General features: G+C 48.0%; 15 protein-coding genes. All 15 read left to right on the top strand.

Going from position 1 to position 16,404, the window contains the following annotated elements; translation table 11 throughout:
- The first annotated feature begins 63 nt into the window (after positions 1-63).
- The 15 genes from lpxB (at position 64) to EV210_RS20280 (ending at position 16,260) form a co-directional block, all read left to right on the top strand.
- Entirely contained in the window at positions 64-1,203 is a 1,140-nt protein-coding gene (lpxB, locus tag EV210_RS20345; RefSeq protein ID WP_132083200.1) for a lipid-A-disaccharide synthase, read from the top strand.
- The gene (gene msbA, locus EV210_RS20340) at positions 1,190-2,914 is read left to right on the top strand and encodes a lipid A export permease/ATP-binding protein MsbA (protein ID WP_132083199.1); all 1,725 of its coding nucleotides are present in this window, start codon (positions 1,190-1,192) and stop codon (positions 2,912-2,914) included. The genes lpxB and msbA overlap by 14 nt, the downstream gene beginning before the upstream one ends.
- A 29-nt stretch (positions 2,915-2,943) precedes the next feature.
- Complete coding sequence (locus EV210_RS23170) at positions 2,944-4,245, top strand: 3-deoxy-D-manno-octulosonic acid transferase (RefSeq protein ID WP_243650650.1); 1,302 nt, start codon at positions 2,944-2,946, stop codon at positions 4,243-4,245.
- 15 nt (positions 4,246-4,260) lie between these two features.
- Positions 4,261-5,403: a tetraacyldisaccharide 4'-kinase gene (gene lpxK / locus EV210_RS23165; RefSeq protein WP_243650649.1), complete on the top strand. Its 1,143-nt coding sequence runs from the start codon at positions 4,261-4,263 to the stop codon at positions 5,401-5,403.
- Between the two features lie 11 nt (positions 5,404-5,414).
- Positions 5,415-6,149: a 3-deoxy-manno-octulosonate cytidylyltransferase gene (gene kdsB / locus EV210_RS20330; RefSeq protein ID WP_132083198.1), complete on the top strand. Its 735-nt coding sequence runs from the start codon at positions 5,415-5,417 to the stop codon at positions 6,147-6,149.
- The gene (kdsA, locus tag EV210_RS20325; protein ID WP_132083197.1) at positions 6,146-6,970 is read left to right on the top strand and encodes a 3-deoxy-8-phosphooctulonate synthase; all 825 of its coding nucleotides are present in this window, start codon (positions 6,146-6,148) and stop codon (positions 6,968-6,970) included. Before kdsB ends, kdsA begins: the two co-directional genes overlap by 4 nt.
- A gap of 111 nt (positions 6,971-7,081) precedes the next feature.
- Positions 7,082-8,050, top strand: coding sequence for a KpsF/GutQ family sugar-phosphate isomerase (locus EV210_RS20320; RefSeq protein ID WP_132083196.1), 969 nt, complete (start codon positions 7,082-7,084; stop codon positions 8,048-8,050).
- Entirely contained in the window at positions 8,050-8,595 is a 546-nt protein-coding gene (locus EV210_RS20315; RefSeq protein ID WP_132083195.1) for a KdsC family phosphatase, read from the top strand. Before EV210_RS20320 ends, EV210_RS20315 begins: the two co-directional genes overlap by 1 nt.
- A 226-nt stretch (positions 8,596-8,821) precedes the next feature.
- The gene (locus tag EV210_RS20310) at positions 8,822-9,730 is read left to right on the top strand and encodes a lysophospholipid acyltransferase family protein (protein ID WP_132083194.1); all 909 of its coding nucleotides are present in this window, start codon (positions 8,822-8,824) and stop codon (positions 9,728-9,730) included.
- Positions 9,727-10,287: an LPS export ABC transporter periplasmic protein LptC gene (gene lptC / locus EV210_RS20305; protein WP_132083193.1), complete on the top strand. Its 561-nt coding sequence runs from the start codon at positions 9,727-9,729 to the stop codon at positions 10,285-10,287. The genes EV210_RS20310 and lptC overlap by 4 nt, the downstream gene beginning before the upstream one ends.
- Complete coding sequence (locus tag EV210_RS20300; RefSeq protein WP_132083192.1) at positions 10,284-10,997, top strand: LptA/OstA family protein; 714 nt, start codon at positions 10,284-10,286, stop codon at positions 10,995-10,997. Before lptC ends, EV210_RS20300 begins: the two co-directional genes overlap by 4 nt.
- 89 nt (positions 10,998-11,086) lie before the next feature.
- Positions 11,087-11,806: an LPS export ABC transporter ATP-binding protein gene (lptB, locus tag EV210_RS20295; RefSeq protein WP_132083191.1), complete on the top strand. Its 720-nt coding sequence runs from the start codon at positions 11,087-11,089 to the stop codon at positions 11,804-11,806.
- Between the two features lie 36 nt (positions 11,807-11,842).
- Positions 11,843-12,931: an LptF/LptG family permease gene (locus EV210_RS20290; RefSeq protein WP_132083190.1), complete on the top strand. Its 1,089-nt coding sequence runs from the start codon at positions 11,843-11,845 to the stop codon at positions 12,929-12,931.
- Between the two features lie 37 nt (positions 12,932-12,968).
- Positions 12,969-14,216: a DUF3084 domain-containing protein gene (locus EV210_RS20285; protein WP_132083189.1), complete on the top strand. Its 1,248-nt coding sequence runs from the start codon at positions 12,969-12,971 to the stop codon at positions 14,214-14,216.
- Between the two features lie 928 nt (positions 14,217-15,144).
- Positions 15,145-16,260 (top strand): S-layer homology domain-containing protein, encoded by a 1,116-nt coding sequence (locus EV210_RS20280; RefSeq protein WP_132083188.1) that lies wholly within the window; start codon positions 15,145-15,147, stop codon positions 16,258-16,260.
- Positions 16,261-16,404 lie beyond the last annotated feature (144 nt).

Below are 16,404 nucleotides of genomic sequence, written 5' to 3'. Positions count from 1 at the left end.
GAGGTCTGCGAATGGCCCCCCTTTTTTGTCATCCTCCCACATCCAAACCAGGAGGTCTTTTATATGAAAATTATGATCTCTGTCGGCGAAGCTTCAGGTGATTTACATGGCGCCAGTGTAGCCAACGCTCTTAAACTGATTCAGCCTGATGTGCAGCTTGTCGGCATGGGCGGACAGGCCATGCGCGACGCCGGTGTGGAAATTATTTATGATATTGCTGACTTAGGTGTTATCGGCATTGTCGAAGTGATTAAAAATTTACGCAGGCTGTTTAGACTGCGTGATTTTCTGAGCGACTATATGGAACGGGAACGGCCCGACGTATTAGTCGTTATTGACTATCCCGGCTTTAATGTGAAATTGGCCAAGGTTGCCCGGCAAAAAGGAATTCCCGTAGTTTCTTATATTAGTCCGTCCGCCTGGGCCTGGGGCAAAGGCCGGGCGAAAGAAGTGGCCCAAATTGTAGAACGGGTAGCTGCTATTTTTCCCTTTGAAGCGGATGTCTATCGCGAAGCAGGGGCGAATGTTACCTTTGTAGGCCATCCGTTGCTTGATATTGTTAAGCCTTCAATGGAACGCGATGAGGCGCTGCAGCATTTTGCCGCCTTGCCTGACCACTATCATGTATTGCTTATGCCAGGCAGCCGTACACAAGAAATTACCAGCTTATTACCGGACATGCTGGCAGCAGGGGAGAGAATTGTCGAACAGGTGCCGAATTGCCAGTTTTTTTTACCGGTAGCTTCGACAATTTCCCGGGAAATGCTGCAAACAATTATTGATAAATACAAAGTTCCCGTGATCCTGACGTCAGGGAATAATTATGATTTAATGAATATCTGTGATTTGGCAATTGCTTCTTCTGGAACGGCTACGCTGGAAACATCATTGATGAAAGTGCCAACCGTTATTGTTTACCGCGTGGTAACATTGACGTATCTTCTGGGGAAATTGCTGGTCAAAATTCCTGATATTGGCTTGCCTAATATTATCGCCGGTCGTCGGATTCTGCCGGAATTATTGCAGAGCGAAGTGACTCCCGGCAATATTGCCAGTCATGCCATTGCTTTGCTGACCGATCAGACGGTTCGTGAGCAAGCTTTGACTGACTTAGCCGAAGTGAAAGAAAAGCTTGGGGAAACAGGAGCTGTTAACCGGGTGGCGCAGGTAATTATGGAGGTTGCTCAGAATGGACACGTATAAACGCCTGATTAGCTATGTCCGTCCATACATGGGGCGCATGATTGCCGCTGTTGTCTGTATTGTCCTGGCTGCTGGCGGTAATTTAGCGGTACCCTGGATTATTAAAGATGTTATTGATCAGGTCCTGATCAATAAGGATATGGTCATGCTGAACATCATTGCCGCCGGAATACTATTGATCTTTTTCCTGAGAGGGATTTTTTTCTTTGGACAGACGTACTTGATGTCCTATATCGGGCAGCGAGTCATTATTGATATCCGGGAAGCCGTTTACCGGCAATTGCAGCGTTTATCGCTTGGTTATTTCGATAAGCGCCAGACTGGTGCTATTATGAGCTCAGTAACGAATGACGTTTCCGCATTGCAGGCGGCACTTGTCGAAAGCATGGTTGAATTGGTTACGGAAGCAATGATTCTAGTTGGCTCGTTGGGAGCTATGTTTTTCCTTCACTGGAAACTATCACTGCTGACATTAATCACGATGCCCTTGGTGTTGCATGCGATTAATACATTTGGCAAGAAGCTGCGACAGGCCGGTCGAGTATTACAAGAGCGGACGGCTGACATTACCGCTATTTTACAGGAAACGATTTCTGGTATCCGCGTCATTAAATCCTTTGCCAGGGAAGACTACGAAACAAACCGATTTAAGCAGGAAAACTTCTTTAACTTCCGGGCTCAAATGAAAACATCGCAACTATTGGCAACTTTGACACCGGTAATCGAGTTTTTGAGTGCTATCGGTGTAACCGTTATTATCTGGTATGGTGGTATGGAGGTAATTAATGGTAATTTAACTTCAGGAGCGTTAATTGCATTCTTAATCTATGTGGTTAATCTGTCCAATCCGGTAAAACGGCTAAGTAAGGTGTATGGCAATATTCAAAAGTCGCTGGCTGCGGCCGAGCGGGTATTTGACATACTGGATACCGAACCGGATATAAAAGACATGCCGGGTGCAGTAGATCTACCGGTAGTGGAAGGTCGTGTTACGCTGCAGCAGGTAAGTTTTGCATATAGTTCCGGACAATATGCACTGCGCGAGGTATCACTGGAAGTAAAACCGGGACAGACTGTTGCAATTGTCGGTCCAAGTGGGGCAGGGAAAACGACCATTGCCAATTTGCTGCCCCGCTTTTACGAGGTTACAGAGGGCCGTATTCTGGTTGATGGTAAAGACATTCGCGCAGTTACCATGCAGTCGCTTCGCCAGCAAATTGGGATAGTACCGCAGGAAACGGTGCTCTTTAACGGCACGGTTTACGATAACATCCTATATGGACGCCTTGATGCAACCGAGGCGGAAGTGGTTGCCGCTGCTAAGGCGGCTAATGCACATAGTTTTATTGACAAAATGCCTGATAAATACCAGACGCAAATTGGCGAACGGGGTGCAAAGCTCTCCGGCGGGCAAAGACAGCGAATCTCCATTGCCAGAGCAATTTTAAAAGATCCGCGCATTCTAGTTCTAGATGAAGCGACATCGGCGCTGGATACGGAAAGCGAAAAGCTGGTCCAGCAGGCTTTAGATAAGCTGATGATCGGCCGAACCTCTTTTGTTATAGCCCACCGTCTATCTACCGTCCAGCGGGCCGATATGATCGTTGTCCTGGACAAAGGACGCATTGTGGAGCAGGGAACGCACAGCGAGCTGCTTGCCTCTGGCGGCCTGTACAGCACTTTGTATCAGGTCCAGTTTAGAGAAGCGTAAGAGCAGAACCGAAAAAAGTAGGGATGAATATGCATCTGTTGTACAACCTGTTGGCTTTGGTTCTGGTAGTACTGGCTGCACCAGTCTTCCTGTACCGGCTGATCCGGGAAGCAGGGTTTGGTGAGCGGCTGAAGCAAAGCTTTGGCTGGCTGCCATCGGAAACGGTAGCAAAAGTGGCTAATAAAAATGCCATTTGGCTGCATGCTGCTTCTGTCGGGGAAATTGTAGCCACCAGCCCCATGGTTAAAGAGATAAAAAAAGAAATGCCGGACAACGTTGTTGTTATTTCCGTGGTAACGGCAAGCGGCTATGATATGGCCAAGCGGATTATTCCCGAGGCGGATGGGGTTATTTTTTTCCCGCTTGATCTGCCCTGGCTGAGCTGCCATGTCGTAAAGAAAATCGCGCCACAGGCCTTTCTCCTGGTGGAAACCGAGTTGTGGCCCAATTTCCTTAAGGCTTCCCGTAAAGCAGGGATACCGGTAATGATGGTCAATGGCCGGATTGGCGACAAAAGCTTTGGCAATTACCGCTATCTGGGCAGCGTGCTGCAGGACATGCTGCAAACTGTTGTAAAGTTTTGCATGCAATCGTCCATTGATGCCCAATATATCATCAAACTAGGAGCAGATCCCCAGCGAGTGATGGTTACGGGCAACACGAAGTATGATCAAACGTATACCGATGTTAGTGAGGGCGAACAGAAATTACTGATCAGTCAGTACGGCTTTGCCGGGCAGGGACCGATCATCATTGCCGGAAGTACTCATAAGGGCGAAGAAGAAAGCCTGTTTACTTCCTTTGGCAAAATACGAAACCGCTTTCCGCAGGCGTGCCTGGTAATAGCACCTCGTGACATCCAGCGCGCTGATGAGTTAGTCAGTATGGCAGCTGCCTCCGGTCATAGAGCTGTTAAGCGCAGCAAACTGGAAAAAGAAAATGCTGGCGGTCATAATACCGTTATCCTGGATACGATTGGTGAATTGGGGCGGGTATACAGTATTGCCGATGTTGTTTTTGTCGGCGGCAGTCTTATACCGCAGGGGGGACATAATATCCTTGAGCCGGCAGCGCACGGCAAGCCGATTGTTGTTGGTCCTCACATGTTTAATTTTAAAGATATTTATGCTCTCTTATCCGATCGCAAGGCCTGTATTACTGCAAAAGATCCGGCTTTGCTGACCGATAAACTGTTAGCTGTCCTTGAGAACAAAGAGCTAAGTGAAACAATGAGCAAGAATGCCCGGGCAATTATTGAAGAAAATCGCGGAGCTGCCCATAAAAATACCCTTCAACTAAAACAGCTTTTAGAAAAAGCGAATAACTTATAGAAGGCGGAACGAAACATGCGCCTACGCGAAACAATACAAACATATTTATATCGGGTAATCCACCGTGAACGGCGGGGGCTGCTGCCAATCCTCATCCTGATGGTGCTTCGCATCTTTTCGGCGGTCTATGCCTTGGGGGTCAATGTCAAACTCTCTATGTACCGCTGGGGGATATTAAAGCAGCATAAGCTGCCCTGCCATGTTATCAGCCTGGGGAATATTACGGTCGGCGGAACCGGCAAGACACCAACAGCACAACGGTTGGCCACTTTAATCCGTGACATGGGATACCGGGTGGTGATTCTTAACCGGGGATACCGGGCTACCTGGCAAGAAGACATTGGTTTAGTGTCCGATGGCGAAAAAATATATATGACTGCTGCCGAAGCGGGTGATGAAGCTTATCTTTTGGCTAAAAGCCTGCCGGGTATTCCTGTCGTGATTGGTAAAGAGCGGGCAGTGACCGGCGAATATGCCGTAAAACAACTGAATGCGCAGGTCATTATTCTCGATGATGCTTACCAGCACTGGCAACTGGCCCGGGATTTGGATATTGTACTCATTGATGCACTTAACCGTTTTGGCAATAACTGTCTGTTGCCGCGAGGAACGCTGCGGGAGCCTTTACGCAATTTGAACCGGGCACATGCTTTCCTGCTTACCAAAGTGGACCAGTCAACGGATAATGACCGTGATTCTATTCGCGACACCTTGGCTCGGTATAATGATAAAGCGCTGGTTGTAGAAAGCATTCATCGCCCACGGTGGTTTATTGAGATCGAGAGCTGGTATAAAGGGGTACGTGACTGCGGGATCGCTTTGGAAAACGTTCGGGGACAGGCAGTTGCCGCTATTTCAGCAATCGGTAATCCCTCCTCCTTTGAACAGACAATTGCCGACATTGAAGTCAATGTAATCGACTCGCTGCGCTTTCCCGATCACCATCATTACACCATGACGGAGATGCAATGGGCAATGGAGCGAGCCGTAAAAAAAGGTGCGACTGCGCTTGTGACGACAGAAAAAGATGCAGTGAAAATTCCGGCCGAATTTATCCACTCCCACCGTCCCTTGCCTGTCTATGTGCTCGGAATTGAAGTGCGCTTTCTGGACGGCTATGAAGAATTTATGCATTTAATTGAAGAAACCCTGAAATAGAGGTGGTTTTGATGAAATTTCTTTGTGTCATTCCTGCCAGATATGCCTCTACCCGTCTACCGGGCAAACCGCTGGCAATGATTGCCGGCAAACCAATGATTCAGCATGTATACGAGCGGGCCAGTCAGGCAAAGCGTCCGGAGGAAGTGCTGGTCGCGACGGATAATAAACTGGTCTATGATGCCGTACTGGGCTTCGGTGGCCAAGCGATGCTGACCTCACCGGAACATCCTACCGGTACCGACCGCTTAGCAGAAGTCGCGCGAGCAAATGCCGACTATGACATTATTATTAATGTTCAGGGCGACGAACCGCTAATCACACCGGAAGTTATTGACAGACTGGCTGCTGCCTTTGATGGTGCGCCTGAACTTGCCATGGCAACGCTGGCCCATGTGATGGACGAAAGTGAGTATGCCAACCCCGGTGCTGTTAAAGTTGTAATCGACATCAACGGCTATGCACTGTATTTCTCACGGTCGCTGATTCCGTTTCCCAGGGTTTACGTGGAAGAACTGCCGGTATATAAACATATCGGCATTTATGCGTATCGCCGGGAATTTCTGCTTACTTTTGCCGCGCTGAAGCCGACGCCGCTGGAGCGGTCGGAATCCCTCGAGCAATTGCGGGCGCTCGAATATGGACACCGTATAAAAGTATTAACAACTGAATTTCAATCGATCGGCGTAGATACTCCCGAAGATCTGGAAAAAGTGAATGAGCTATTAAGGAGGGACAACAAATGAAACATGTATCAATCGGACCCGCTACAGTAGGGGGGCAGCAGCCTATCGCGCTGATTGCCGGACCGTGTGTAATTGAAGATGCCCAGCGTACCCTGGAAATCGGTAAAGCTGTCAAAGCAATTGCTGAGAGATTGGGAATGCCTTATATTTTTAAAGCTTCCTTCGATAAAGCGAACCGCTCATCGTTTAATTCGTTTCGCGGTCCTGGATTAAAAGAAGGCCTTAGTATTTTGGCGCATATTAAAAAAGAACTGGCCGTTCCGGTAGTGAGTGACATTCATGATGTTACCCAGGTGGAAGCAGCGGCAGAAGTATTGGATATTCTGCAAATTCCTGCTTTTCTGTGCCGTCAAACTGATTTGGTCTACGAGGCAGCGTTGACCGGACGTGTGGTAAATGTAAAAAAAGGTCAGTTCCTGGCTCCGCTGGATATGAAAAATGTAATTTCCAAAATTCTCGAAGCGAAAAATGAAAAAATCCTGCTCACCGAGCGGGGCTTTAGCTTTGGCTATAATAACCTGGTAGTCGATATGCGCTCTTTACCGATCATGCGTTCACTTGGCTATCCGGTCGTATTTGATGCAACGCACAGTGTACAGCTGCCTGGCGGTGCCGGCACTACATCTACAGGTCAGCGTGAATTTGTTGCTAACCTTGCCCGTGCTGCAGTCGCTTCCGGGGTAGATATGCTGTTTATGGAAGTGCATGATAATCCGGCCGAAGCGCTGTCGGACGGCCCAAATATGTTGTATATTAATCAACTGGAAGATTTGCTGAAGGACTTAATTGCGCTTGATCAAGTTGTGCGCAAGCATAAATAAACTTTATCACTTATAAAACATGAGATTGTCACATTGCACTGCTTTCCAGTCGCAATGACGCGGCGATCTCATCTTGCAGAAAAGCGACTAACGAGAGGAGGAGATGCTGTTGTGATTATTGAACAAGCACGCCAGGTTCTTGCTGCAGAAGCGGCAGCAATTGAAGCACTGATTCCACGGATCAACGGGCAGTTTACTGCTGCCGTCGAACTCATACTGCAAGGCCAGGGCCGGGTAATCGTTACGGGCATGGGCAAATCGGGCCTAATCGGCAAAAAAATTGCTGCCACACTGGCCAGTACGGGTACACCATCCTTTTTTCTCCATCCTGCTGAAGGTATCCATGGTGATTTAGGGATGGTTACCAGTGAAGATATTGTTCTCGCTTTATCCAATAGTGGGGAAACTGCAGAAGTAATCGGCATTTTACCTGCTATCCGGCGAATCGGTGCCCGGATTATTGCCATGGCCGGCCGGGAGCAGTCCACACTGGCCCAGAATGCGGATGTATTTTTGGATGTGGCGGTAGAGAAAGAAGCTTGCCCGATGGGACTCGCCCCAACTGCCAGCACAACAGCTGCACTTGCCATGGGCGATGCTCTGGCAGTAGCCCTTTTGTCGAGCCGGAAATTTACGCCGGAAGATTTTGCTCTGTTTCATCCTGGTGGTTCCTTAGGTCGTAAATTGTTATTAACGGTTGAGAATGTTATGCATACCGGTGAAGATAATCCGATCGTTCTGGCCGACAGATTAGTCAAAGAGGCATTATTTGTCATGACAGCCAAGGGCTTAGGCGTTACTTCGGTAGTGGATAAGGCAGGCAGACTTCTGGGAATTGTTACCGATGGTGACATCCGTAGAGGCCTGGAAAAAGGCCATGATTTTCTGGACCGCCCGGTAGAAACAATCATGACCAAAACCCCGCGAACCATTACGAAAGACAGGTTAGCGGCTCAGGCGCTTAACCTCATGGAAAAAAATAAACCGCGTCCGATTACCGTATTGCCGGTAGTTGATGATCAGTTCCGGGCAATTGGAATCATTCACCTTACTGACTTATTACGCCAAGGAGTGGTATAATGGAGTATGAAGCGCGGGCAAAACAAATTGCCCTGCTCATTTTAGATGTAGATGGTGTATTGACCAATGGCCAGCTTGTCTTTGGTTCTGAGGGCGAAGCAATGAAAGTTTTTCATACTCAGGACGGTTTAGGAATTACTGCCGCTCATAAGGCCGGGCTCAAGACAGCTATTATAACCGGGCGGGAAACGGAAATGGTTCGCCGCCGCGTCCTTGAACTCAAGATTGGCGATGTGTATCAGGGAGCCATGGATAAGGTGCAGGCCTTCCAGGAACTGCTGAGCAGACACAGTCTTTTGCCTGAACAAGTGGCTTATGTAGGTGATGATCTGAATGATCTGGCGGTGATGAGCCAGGCCGGCCTGGCCTGTGCAGTTGCCAACGCCGTACCGGACGTAAAACAGAGGGCCCATTTTGTTACCAGTCATGAAGGCGGCCGCGGGGCTGTACGCGAAGTCATTGAGCTGATTTTAAAGTCCCAGGGCAAATGGGAAGCCGTAGTAGAGGCCTATTTGCTCCCTGGTAAACAAGACGCCCAACAATAGCCCAGGCCTCATCATTGCGAGCGAAGCAATGCAATGCCCTCGCGTTACACCGTGCCCCTTTCCTGCCTCTAAGCCAAGGCTGCCGAGAAGCAAGCATAGCTAGGCGTGGCATTGGCGGGGACCGGAGGCATACTGGCGGTATGGTGAGGATCGCCGTCAATGCCGCAACAACGCTAGCGCCGCTTATCGGCAGCCGACCCTAGTAGAGAGGAGTATGTGCACAATTATGACCTATCATTTACTAAAATTGTTTAGCCGCCTGATCAGCCTGCTGCCGTATCGTGCCGTCCTTTTTCTAGGACGGATGCTGGGACCGGTATATGCCCGGGTTGCCGGCAGGCAGCGCAAACGTGCTCTGGAACAACTGCAGGAAAGTCTGGGAGTTGGTCCCGCGGAAGCGGAACGGATCATTGACAGTTTGTTTGTGAAACTGGGACAGACCTTTTTGGAAGTGATGTATATGCCGGCGCTTACTCCGGCAAAAGCTGAGCAATATATTACCATTGAAAACCGTCACTACCTGGATGAGGCCCTGCAAGAAGGGAAGGGCGTTGTCCTGCTTACCGCCCATATCGGCAACTGGGAATGGCTGGGAGCTGTTCTGGCAATGGCAGGCTTGCCATTGACCACCGTGATAAAAAGACAGCCTAATGACCAGCATACCCGTATTTTGAATGAATACCGGGAAAATGCCGGGATCGAAGTTTTTGCCCGGGGCAGCTCTGAATTAGTAGGAGCGGCTAAAGCCCTGAAAAAAGGAAAAATATTAGGCTTTTTAGCCGATCAGGATGCTGGTGAAAGCGGCATTGCGTTGCCGTTTCTCGGTAAGCTGGCATCAACGCCAATGGGGCCGGCTGTTTTTGCCAAGCGCTTTCATTCGCCTGTTGTACCTGCTTTTATTGTTCGACAGCCACAAGGCGGTCACCGGGTACTGCTCTATGAACCATTTTACTATCAGGATACCGGCAATGAAGATCGCGATATTTACGAACTCACCTTGAAGATGACGCAAATTACCGAAGAAGTCATTCGTACCTACCCGGACGAGTGGTTATGGTTTCAAAAACGCTGGAATACCAAAATTGACAATCACGAGGTGCCGAAATCTCCTCCGATGGCAGGTGAAGCAATTTGAAGAAAACCACATATCTGGCTATCGCCGGTGTTGTATTGTTCCTGGCTGCCGGGGTGTGGTATTTCGTCAAAGACGAGCCATTACCGCCTCAAGTTCCGGCAGTAGAGAAAAAGGACAGTCTGCCGGCAAATGTAACGTTTTCGGGCAGTTCGATTGTTGAAGAACGGGACGGAAAACGTTTATGGGAGCTCAGTGCCGAAAATATAGAAGTCGATGCAGCTACGAAGCAAGTCACGCTGCATAACCTGAAGGGTGTTTTTTATCAGCCTTCCGGTGGTAAATTGGAGATGGCAGCCCTTACGGGTACCTTAGATGCCACAACAAAGGATATTATGATGGACGGAAAGATTGTAGCCACCGCGAGTGATGGCGCGCGTTTAGAAGCTGCGCAATTGCGGTATAACTCACAGCAAAGCCGGATTTTCGGTTCCGGCGGAGTGTCGGTAACTCAGCAGGGTACAGTCTTAAGCGGTGATAATTTGGAAAGCGATACAACATTAACGAAGTTTAAAATAACCGGGAACGCCAAGGTACTGCGGGGAGGGAAATCCCAATGAAGAAGAGATTGATTGTATATGCGCTTGCTATTTTCTGCTCGTTGGGATCGGCCAGCCTCTATGCGGCAGGCAGCAGCCCTTCCGTAGAACTAACGGCGGATACCATTGAATACGACTCAACTCAGGGCGTGGCAGTCGCCCAGGGGGGCGTGCGTATTGTCCGTGATAAAGCAGTTATGACCGGCTATGCAGTCCGCTATAATGCTAATACCGGCGAAACGGTATTGAGCGGCGGCGTGAAAGTCGTGCAGGATCAGGCTACCCTGACGGCGGACGAAGTACAGTCCCTTGACGGTAATCATCTGACGGCTACCGGGGATGTTGTGCTGGTCAAGGCCGATCAGCGCCTAACCGGAGCTCAGCTTGATTATTATTCGGACAAAAGCTATGCACTGCTATCTGGTGGTGCCCGTTTGACAACAAGTGATGCGGTTATGACAGCGCCTCAGCTGGAAAGCTGGATCAGTGAGAACCGGGCTGTCGGTACCGGCGGTGTTCACATCGTCAGCGATACGCATCAAGTAGAGGCAACGGCTGATCAGGCTGCCTATACCAGCGGTAACGCAGAGCCAGGTAAGATTGTATTATCCGGCAACGCCCGAGCCGTCCAACAAGGCAATACACTGACCGGCAATACGCTGACAATTCTCCTTGGTGAAAAAGCGCTGAATGCACAGGGCCGTACCAAGCTAGTTATAACTCCTCAGTAGGTAAGTGCATGTGTCATTGCGAGGAGCATAGCGACGCGGCAATCTCATCTTGTAAGTCCCCATACTTTTAGAGCCGAGGTTTTAACTTTATGTATATTGAAACAAAAGATCTGGTCAAAACCTTTAAAGACCGTAATGTGGTAAATGGCGTAAGCCTTAGGGTGGAGAAAGGCCAGATTGTCGGGCTGCTAGGTCCGAATGGTGCTGGCAAGACAACAACCTTTTATATGATTGTCGGGCTTGAGCGGCCTAACTCCGGGCATATTTCCGTTAATGGCGAGGATATTACGCAGATGCCGATGTATCAGCGTTCCCGTTACGGTATTGGCTACCTGCCCCAAGAGGCATCCATCTTTCGTAAATTGTCGGTAGAAGATAATCTCATGGCTATTTTAGAAACCACTTCACTGACGGAAGCGGAGCGTAAAGCGAAGATGGAAGGTCTGCTGGAAGAGTTTCATGTAACCCATGTCCGCAAGCGCAAAGGCTCTGAATTATCCGGCGGTGAGCGGCGGCGGGTGGAAATTGCCCGCTGCCTGGCTACTGATCCGACCTTTATCCTGCTCGATGAACCGTTTGCAGGTGTTGATCCTATTGCGGTAGCCGACATTCAGAGTATTATCAGCTATCTTAGAGACAGAGGCATTGGTGTTTTGATTACCGACCATAATGTTCGCGAGACCCTTAGTATTGTTGATAAAGCCTATATTCTCAATGAGGGTCAAATCCTCATCTCCGGTGACAGTGCAACGATTGCTAACAGTGAAATTGCCCGTAAGTTTTATTTAGGAGATAAATTCACCTTGTAAATAATGCGACCTATAACTTCAGAGTAGGAGAACTTCATGCGCATTTTAGATAAATATATAGTAAAAGAGCTGCTTGGACCTTTCATTTTTGGTATCTGCGCTTTTTCCAGCGTGTTCATCGGGACTTCAACGCTATTTCGCATAGCCCAGTATATTTCCAAATACGGCGCATCACTGACTTCGGTCACGAAGCTCTTCTTTCTCAGTCTGCCGTCCATTATTGTTCTGACCTTTCCGATGTCGATGCTGCTGGCTTCACTGTTATCCTTTGGCCGGCTGTCCGGTTCCAGTGAAATTACGGCGATGCGTTCGGGAGGCTTGAGTTTTTACCGGCTGGCGGCACCTGTTTTTGTTGTTGCCTTACTGGTCAGTCTTATGGCAGTTACCTTTAATGAATTAGTGGTGCCTAAGGCTAATGCTGCTTACCAAGATGTACTCCGCTATGAAATTGAGCGCAATAATTCGCCGAAGTCGGAAGAGCATATTGTTATCAAAGATGTCAAAGAAGGCTCTATTCAGCGCCTCACCTATGCCCGGAAATTTGATGAAACTACCAGCACCATGCAGGCCGTGACCATTCAGGAGTTTCAGGATGAAAAACTGGTAAGAGTGGAAAACGCTGAAAAGGCTTTGTGGAAGAATAATCAATGGGTGATGTATTCGGGGATTATTTATGATCTCTCCGGTGAAGGCGGTTTGGAGCGGACGATGAAGTTCGAGCAGCAAGTCATGCCGCTCAGCAAGACGCCGACTGCTATCAGCCGCGAACAAAAGAAACCGGAAGAGATGACGATCAAGGAACTCAAGCAGCAGATTAAGATTCTGCAGGCTGAATATGTGAAAACAAGCAAATATGAGATCGAACTGCACCAACGCATCACGATTCCGGTTGCCAGCTTCGTCTTTGCCCTTATCGGGACGCCGCTGGGGCTGCAGCCGCATAGATCAAGTTCTTCTATTGGTCTCGGTCTTAGTATTATCATTATCTTCATTTACTACTCGTTTATGACCATAACCACCGCTCTTGGTCAGGGCGGAACCATTCCGGCCTTTATTGCCGCCTGGATACCAAACGTTGTTGGTATCATTGCCGGTATCTATCTGATCCGCCGCGCTTCCCGCTAAAATATACTAAACATTTCTCCGGAAAGGAGGGAAGACTATGTATGGCCTCGCGCTTATTGCTGTCCTTGCCGTCATGGGCGGTGCTATTGCTTATATCGGCGATAAACTGGGTACCAAAGTAGGGAAAAAGAAGTTGAGCATGTTCGGCCTCCGGCCGAAACATACTTCTATTATTGTCACGATTGTGACAGGCATTTTGATTGCCGCTTCGACGCTGGGGATTTTGTCATTAACCTCACGGGATGTCCGGACAGCCCTTTTCGGCATGGAAGCGTTAAAAAATAATCTTGCTCGTCTCTCGCAGGAGGTTGCAGTAAAGAATAATGAGCTGGAAACCAGCCGGGCCGCTTTGCAAGCCAAGATTGCCGAGTTTTCAACGCTGGATGTCAGGGTCAAGGAATCAGCGAAGCAATTAGCTGAAATTACCGATGAGTTGTCACAGGTAACGGATGAACGGGACCGGACCATTGCGGCACTGTCCAAGGTCCAGGCCGATTATACAACCGCTAAAGGTGATTTAACAAAAGCAACAAAAGAAATCAGTGCGCTGCAAACAACGAAAGCTGAACTCGACAAACGGGTTGCTTCCTTAAATGAAGCAAAAGTTTCGCTGCAAAGTGATGTTGACCGCTTAAATGAACTGGCAGTCAACCTGAAAAAGGGAATTGAAGTGGTACGCGAGGGTGTCGTAATCTTCCGTGCCGGAGAAGTGCTGTCGACGAATGTTGTGCAGGGCGGTTTGTCCCAAGAGCAGACCGAGCAGGCACTCAGTCAGATCATTTATGGCACGAATCGCAGTATTACCGATAAACTCGGTGTCCAAAGCGATTTAGAGGTGCTCTGGGTTTCCAAAAATGATTATCAGCAGGCCGCATCGCTCATTTCCTCTACACCAGGCAGCATTATCGTACGCATCACTGCCGCCGGCAACACTATCTATGGAGAGCCGACCATCAGCCGGATCGATCTTTTCCCCAATAAGTTAGTCTACGATGCCGGTGCAGTTGTTTACTCCGAAGTATTCGATGCCGGCAAAAATAATCAGCATGCGGAAGAGGCTGTACTGCTCTTCCTGCAGAAAGTGAACACCGAAGCAATTAAAGAGGGTATTCTGCCTGATCCGATACAAGGAACAGTCGGTGCAATGAGTGGGTCGCAGTTGTTTGAGACAATTAATAAAGTCAAACGGTTTAATGGCAAAGTAGAGATTGCCGCTGTAACGACAGATGACATTCACACGGCCGGTCCGTTAAAAATTACGATTCGGGTGAAAGCAGTTCAATAAAGATTAGGTTATATGACTCCAGCAGGACTTTCTGCTGGAGTCTTTTTTGTATTTGGGACGAAAAAGGGGGGAGTCACAGTTGGTTTTCGTTTGCTCCTTGTTTTCGTTCTTTTTGGCCCTTCTGGAAATAGCCGGTCCGCAGGATGGGAAATCGTCAGTTTACGTTAAGAAATTCGTACTGTTTGAGCGATAGCGAGTTTACGAATTTTAGTAAGCTGGCGATTTTCCAAGGGTATTGAAAGACAGGCCTAGCCTTTTTGGATACTTTTGTGGCAATGACAAAAGTATGAAACCGGGTGTTTTCCTATAGGCGTTATTTTTGTGCTGAAGCAGCTATGAGGAGTTGGGCTTTTTCGGCTAATTGAGGTAAAAGTAACGGCTCTGTACTTTTGCCTTGATGCAAAAGTACCAAAAAATCAAGACCTGTACGGAAATAGCCTTGGAATCAGACTTTAGTAAGCCGGTGATTTGCCAAGGCAATTGGAAGACAGGCCTAGACCTTTTGGTCCGTTTGTGGCGATGACAAAAGGACGAACACTCCTTAACATAAAGTACCAGTTTTTAAAAGAAGGAATCTCCTTAGTCTTGTAGAATTACTAGAATATCAAAAGAATATGTTAACTAGCATATTTTTTTGAAACTACGTGACTGATTAGTCACTGCACAATAATAAAGGAATTACCAATAAGTACTAGTTCCTAAAAAGCAGGACTTTAAAAAGAAACGTAGAATTATGTAAACATAAGAAAAACCTGCGAAAAGCGGCAGGGGCATAATGAGAGGTTAATAACCTTTCTGCCGGAAGGGAAGTAGAGTGGAGGAAACGTGGAAACTCCCGTCGACACCCCCTGGCGGAGAAGAAAGAAGCCAATCGGCATGCTGGTGAAAAACACCCGCGAAAAACAAACATTTTAAGGGGGATTCCATCGTGAAAAAAAGACTTTTAAAAGTCGCTGTTACCACTGCTTTAACTGTGGCCTTCGCGGTTCCTGCCTTCGCTAATCCTTTTGCTGACGTTCCTGCTAAACACTGGGCTTATGACGCTGTAAACAAACTTGCTCAAGCTGGTGTAGTTGATGGTTATGGCGACGGAACTTTCCGTGGCGACAAAACCGTTACCCGTTATGAAATGGCTCAAATCATTGCTAAAGCAATGACTAAGAGTGTAAATGCTGATCAAAAAGAAACTCTTGATAAACTGTCCAAAGAGTTCGGTACTGAACTGACTACTCTTGGTGTAAAAGTTGACGGCCTGCAAGACCAAGTAGACAAAATGGTTAAAATCTCCGGTGACGCTCGTGTCCGTTATGGTGCTGTTGAAAACAACAGTGATAACACTGACTTCCGTGCCCGTGTAAGCTTTGATGGCAAAATCAATGACAACATGAAGTTCAATGCCCGTGTAACCAGCGGTAACATTGCTTATGACGACAGCAACAGCGGTATCAAACTTGACACTGCCAACGTTTCCTTCAATGCTCTTGGCCTGGACACCACTATTGGTCGTCAAGACGTGAAACTTGGTTCCGGTTTCCTCATGGATACTCAAGGTAATGCCATTGCAACCAAAGCTGGCGATCTGAAACTGTTTGCTGGTAACTTCAAAGATTCCAGCAGCAACAAAGACCGTTTCTATGGCGCAGAATACAAACATGACATCCTGGGTGCGAAATTAACTGCTGACTACCTGAAAAATGATACTGATGATACCGAAGTATACGGTGCTAACGCTACCTTCGGACTGGCGAAAAACGTAAGTGCTGTAGCTGAATACTTCAAACAAGACGACCTGAAAGCTCAAGCTTATGGCGTGAAATTTGACAAACTTGGTCTTTCCGTAATGCACAGAGATGTTGATGCTGGTATCGTAAACGCATACTCCAATATCACTAGCGATATCAACAGCTTCGGATCTGTTGCCCTTAAAGGCATGGAATACCAATATGACAGAGCTCTTGGTAAAAACGCAGTGCTGACTGTTAAACATCAAGACTTCGACAACCTGGATGCTCATACTAACGCTTACGTTAACGTTAAATTCTAATATCGTTCAAGCATACCTGTCAGGGCGCGAGCAATCGCGCCCTGTTTTTTTGCATCTGCAGAATACCACACGCTAGGCGTGTGGTTCCAAAAAGCTTATAGCTATGCCTCGAAAAAAGCAGCCTCCCTTGTTAGAATAAATGCA

Origin of the sequence: Anaerospora hongkongensis (assembly GCF_004339805.1) — a bacterium.
In the GTDB taxonomy this organism is placed as follows: Bacteria; Bacillota; Negativicutes; order Sporomusales; family DSM-15969; genus Anaerospora; species Anaerospora hongkongensis.
Note: the sequence above shows the minus strand (reverse complement) of the source record. Positions and strands in the feature narration are given on the sequence as shown.

Excerpts from the sequence above, each read along its gene's own strand:
- lpxB (WP_132083200.1), top strand. The coding sequence starts at position 64 with ATGAAAATTATGATCTCTGTCGGCGAAGCTTCAGGTGATTTACATGGC.
- msbA (WP_132083199.1), top strand. The coding sequence starts at position 1,190 with ATGGACACGTATAAACGCCTGATTAGCTATGTCCGTCCATACATGGGG.
- EV210_RS23170 (WP_243650650.1), top strand. The coding sequence starts at position 2,944 with ATGCATCTGTTGTACAACCTGTTGGCTTTGGTTCTGGTAGTACTGGCT.
- lpxK (WP_243650649.1), top strand. The coding sequence starts at position 4,261 with ATGCGCCTACGCGAAACAATACAAACATATTTATATCGGGTAATCCAC.
- kdsB (WP_132083198.1), top strand. The coding sequence starts at position 5,415 with ATGAAATTTCTTTGTGTCATTCCTGCCAGATATGCCTCTACCCGTCTA.
- kdsA (WP_132083197.1), top strand. The coding sequence starts at position 6,146 with ATGAAACATGTATCAATCGGACCCGCTACAGTAGGGGGGCAGCAGCCT.
- EV210_RS20315 (WP_132083195.1), top strand. The coding sequence starts at position 8,050 with ATGGAGTATGAAGCGCGGGCAAAACAAATTGCCCTGCTCATTTTAGAT.
- EV210_RS20310 (WP_132083194.1), top strand. The coding sequence starts at position 8,822 with ATGACCTATCATTTACTAAAATTGTTTAGCCGCCTGATCAGCCTGCTG.
- EV210_RS20300 (WP_132083192.1), top strand. The coding sequence starts at position 10,284 with ATGAAGAAGAGATTGATTGTATATGCGCTTGCTATTTTCTGCTCGTTG.
- lptB (WP_132083191.1), top strand. The coding sequence starts at position 11,087 with ATGTATATTGAAACAAAAGATCTGGTCAAAACCTTTAAAGACCGTAAT.
- EV210_RS20290 (WP_132083190.1), top strand. The coding sequence starts at position 11,843 with ATGCGCATTTTAGATAAATATATAGTAAAAGAGCTGCTTGGACCTTTC.
- EV210_RS20285 (WP_132083189.1), top strand. The coding sequence starts at position 12,969 with ATGTATGGCCTCGCGCTTATTGCTGTCCTTGCCGTCATGGGCGGTGCT.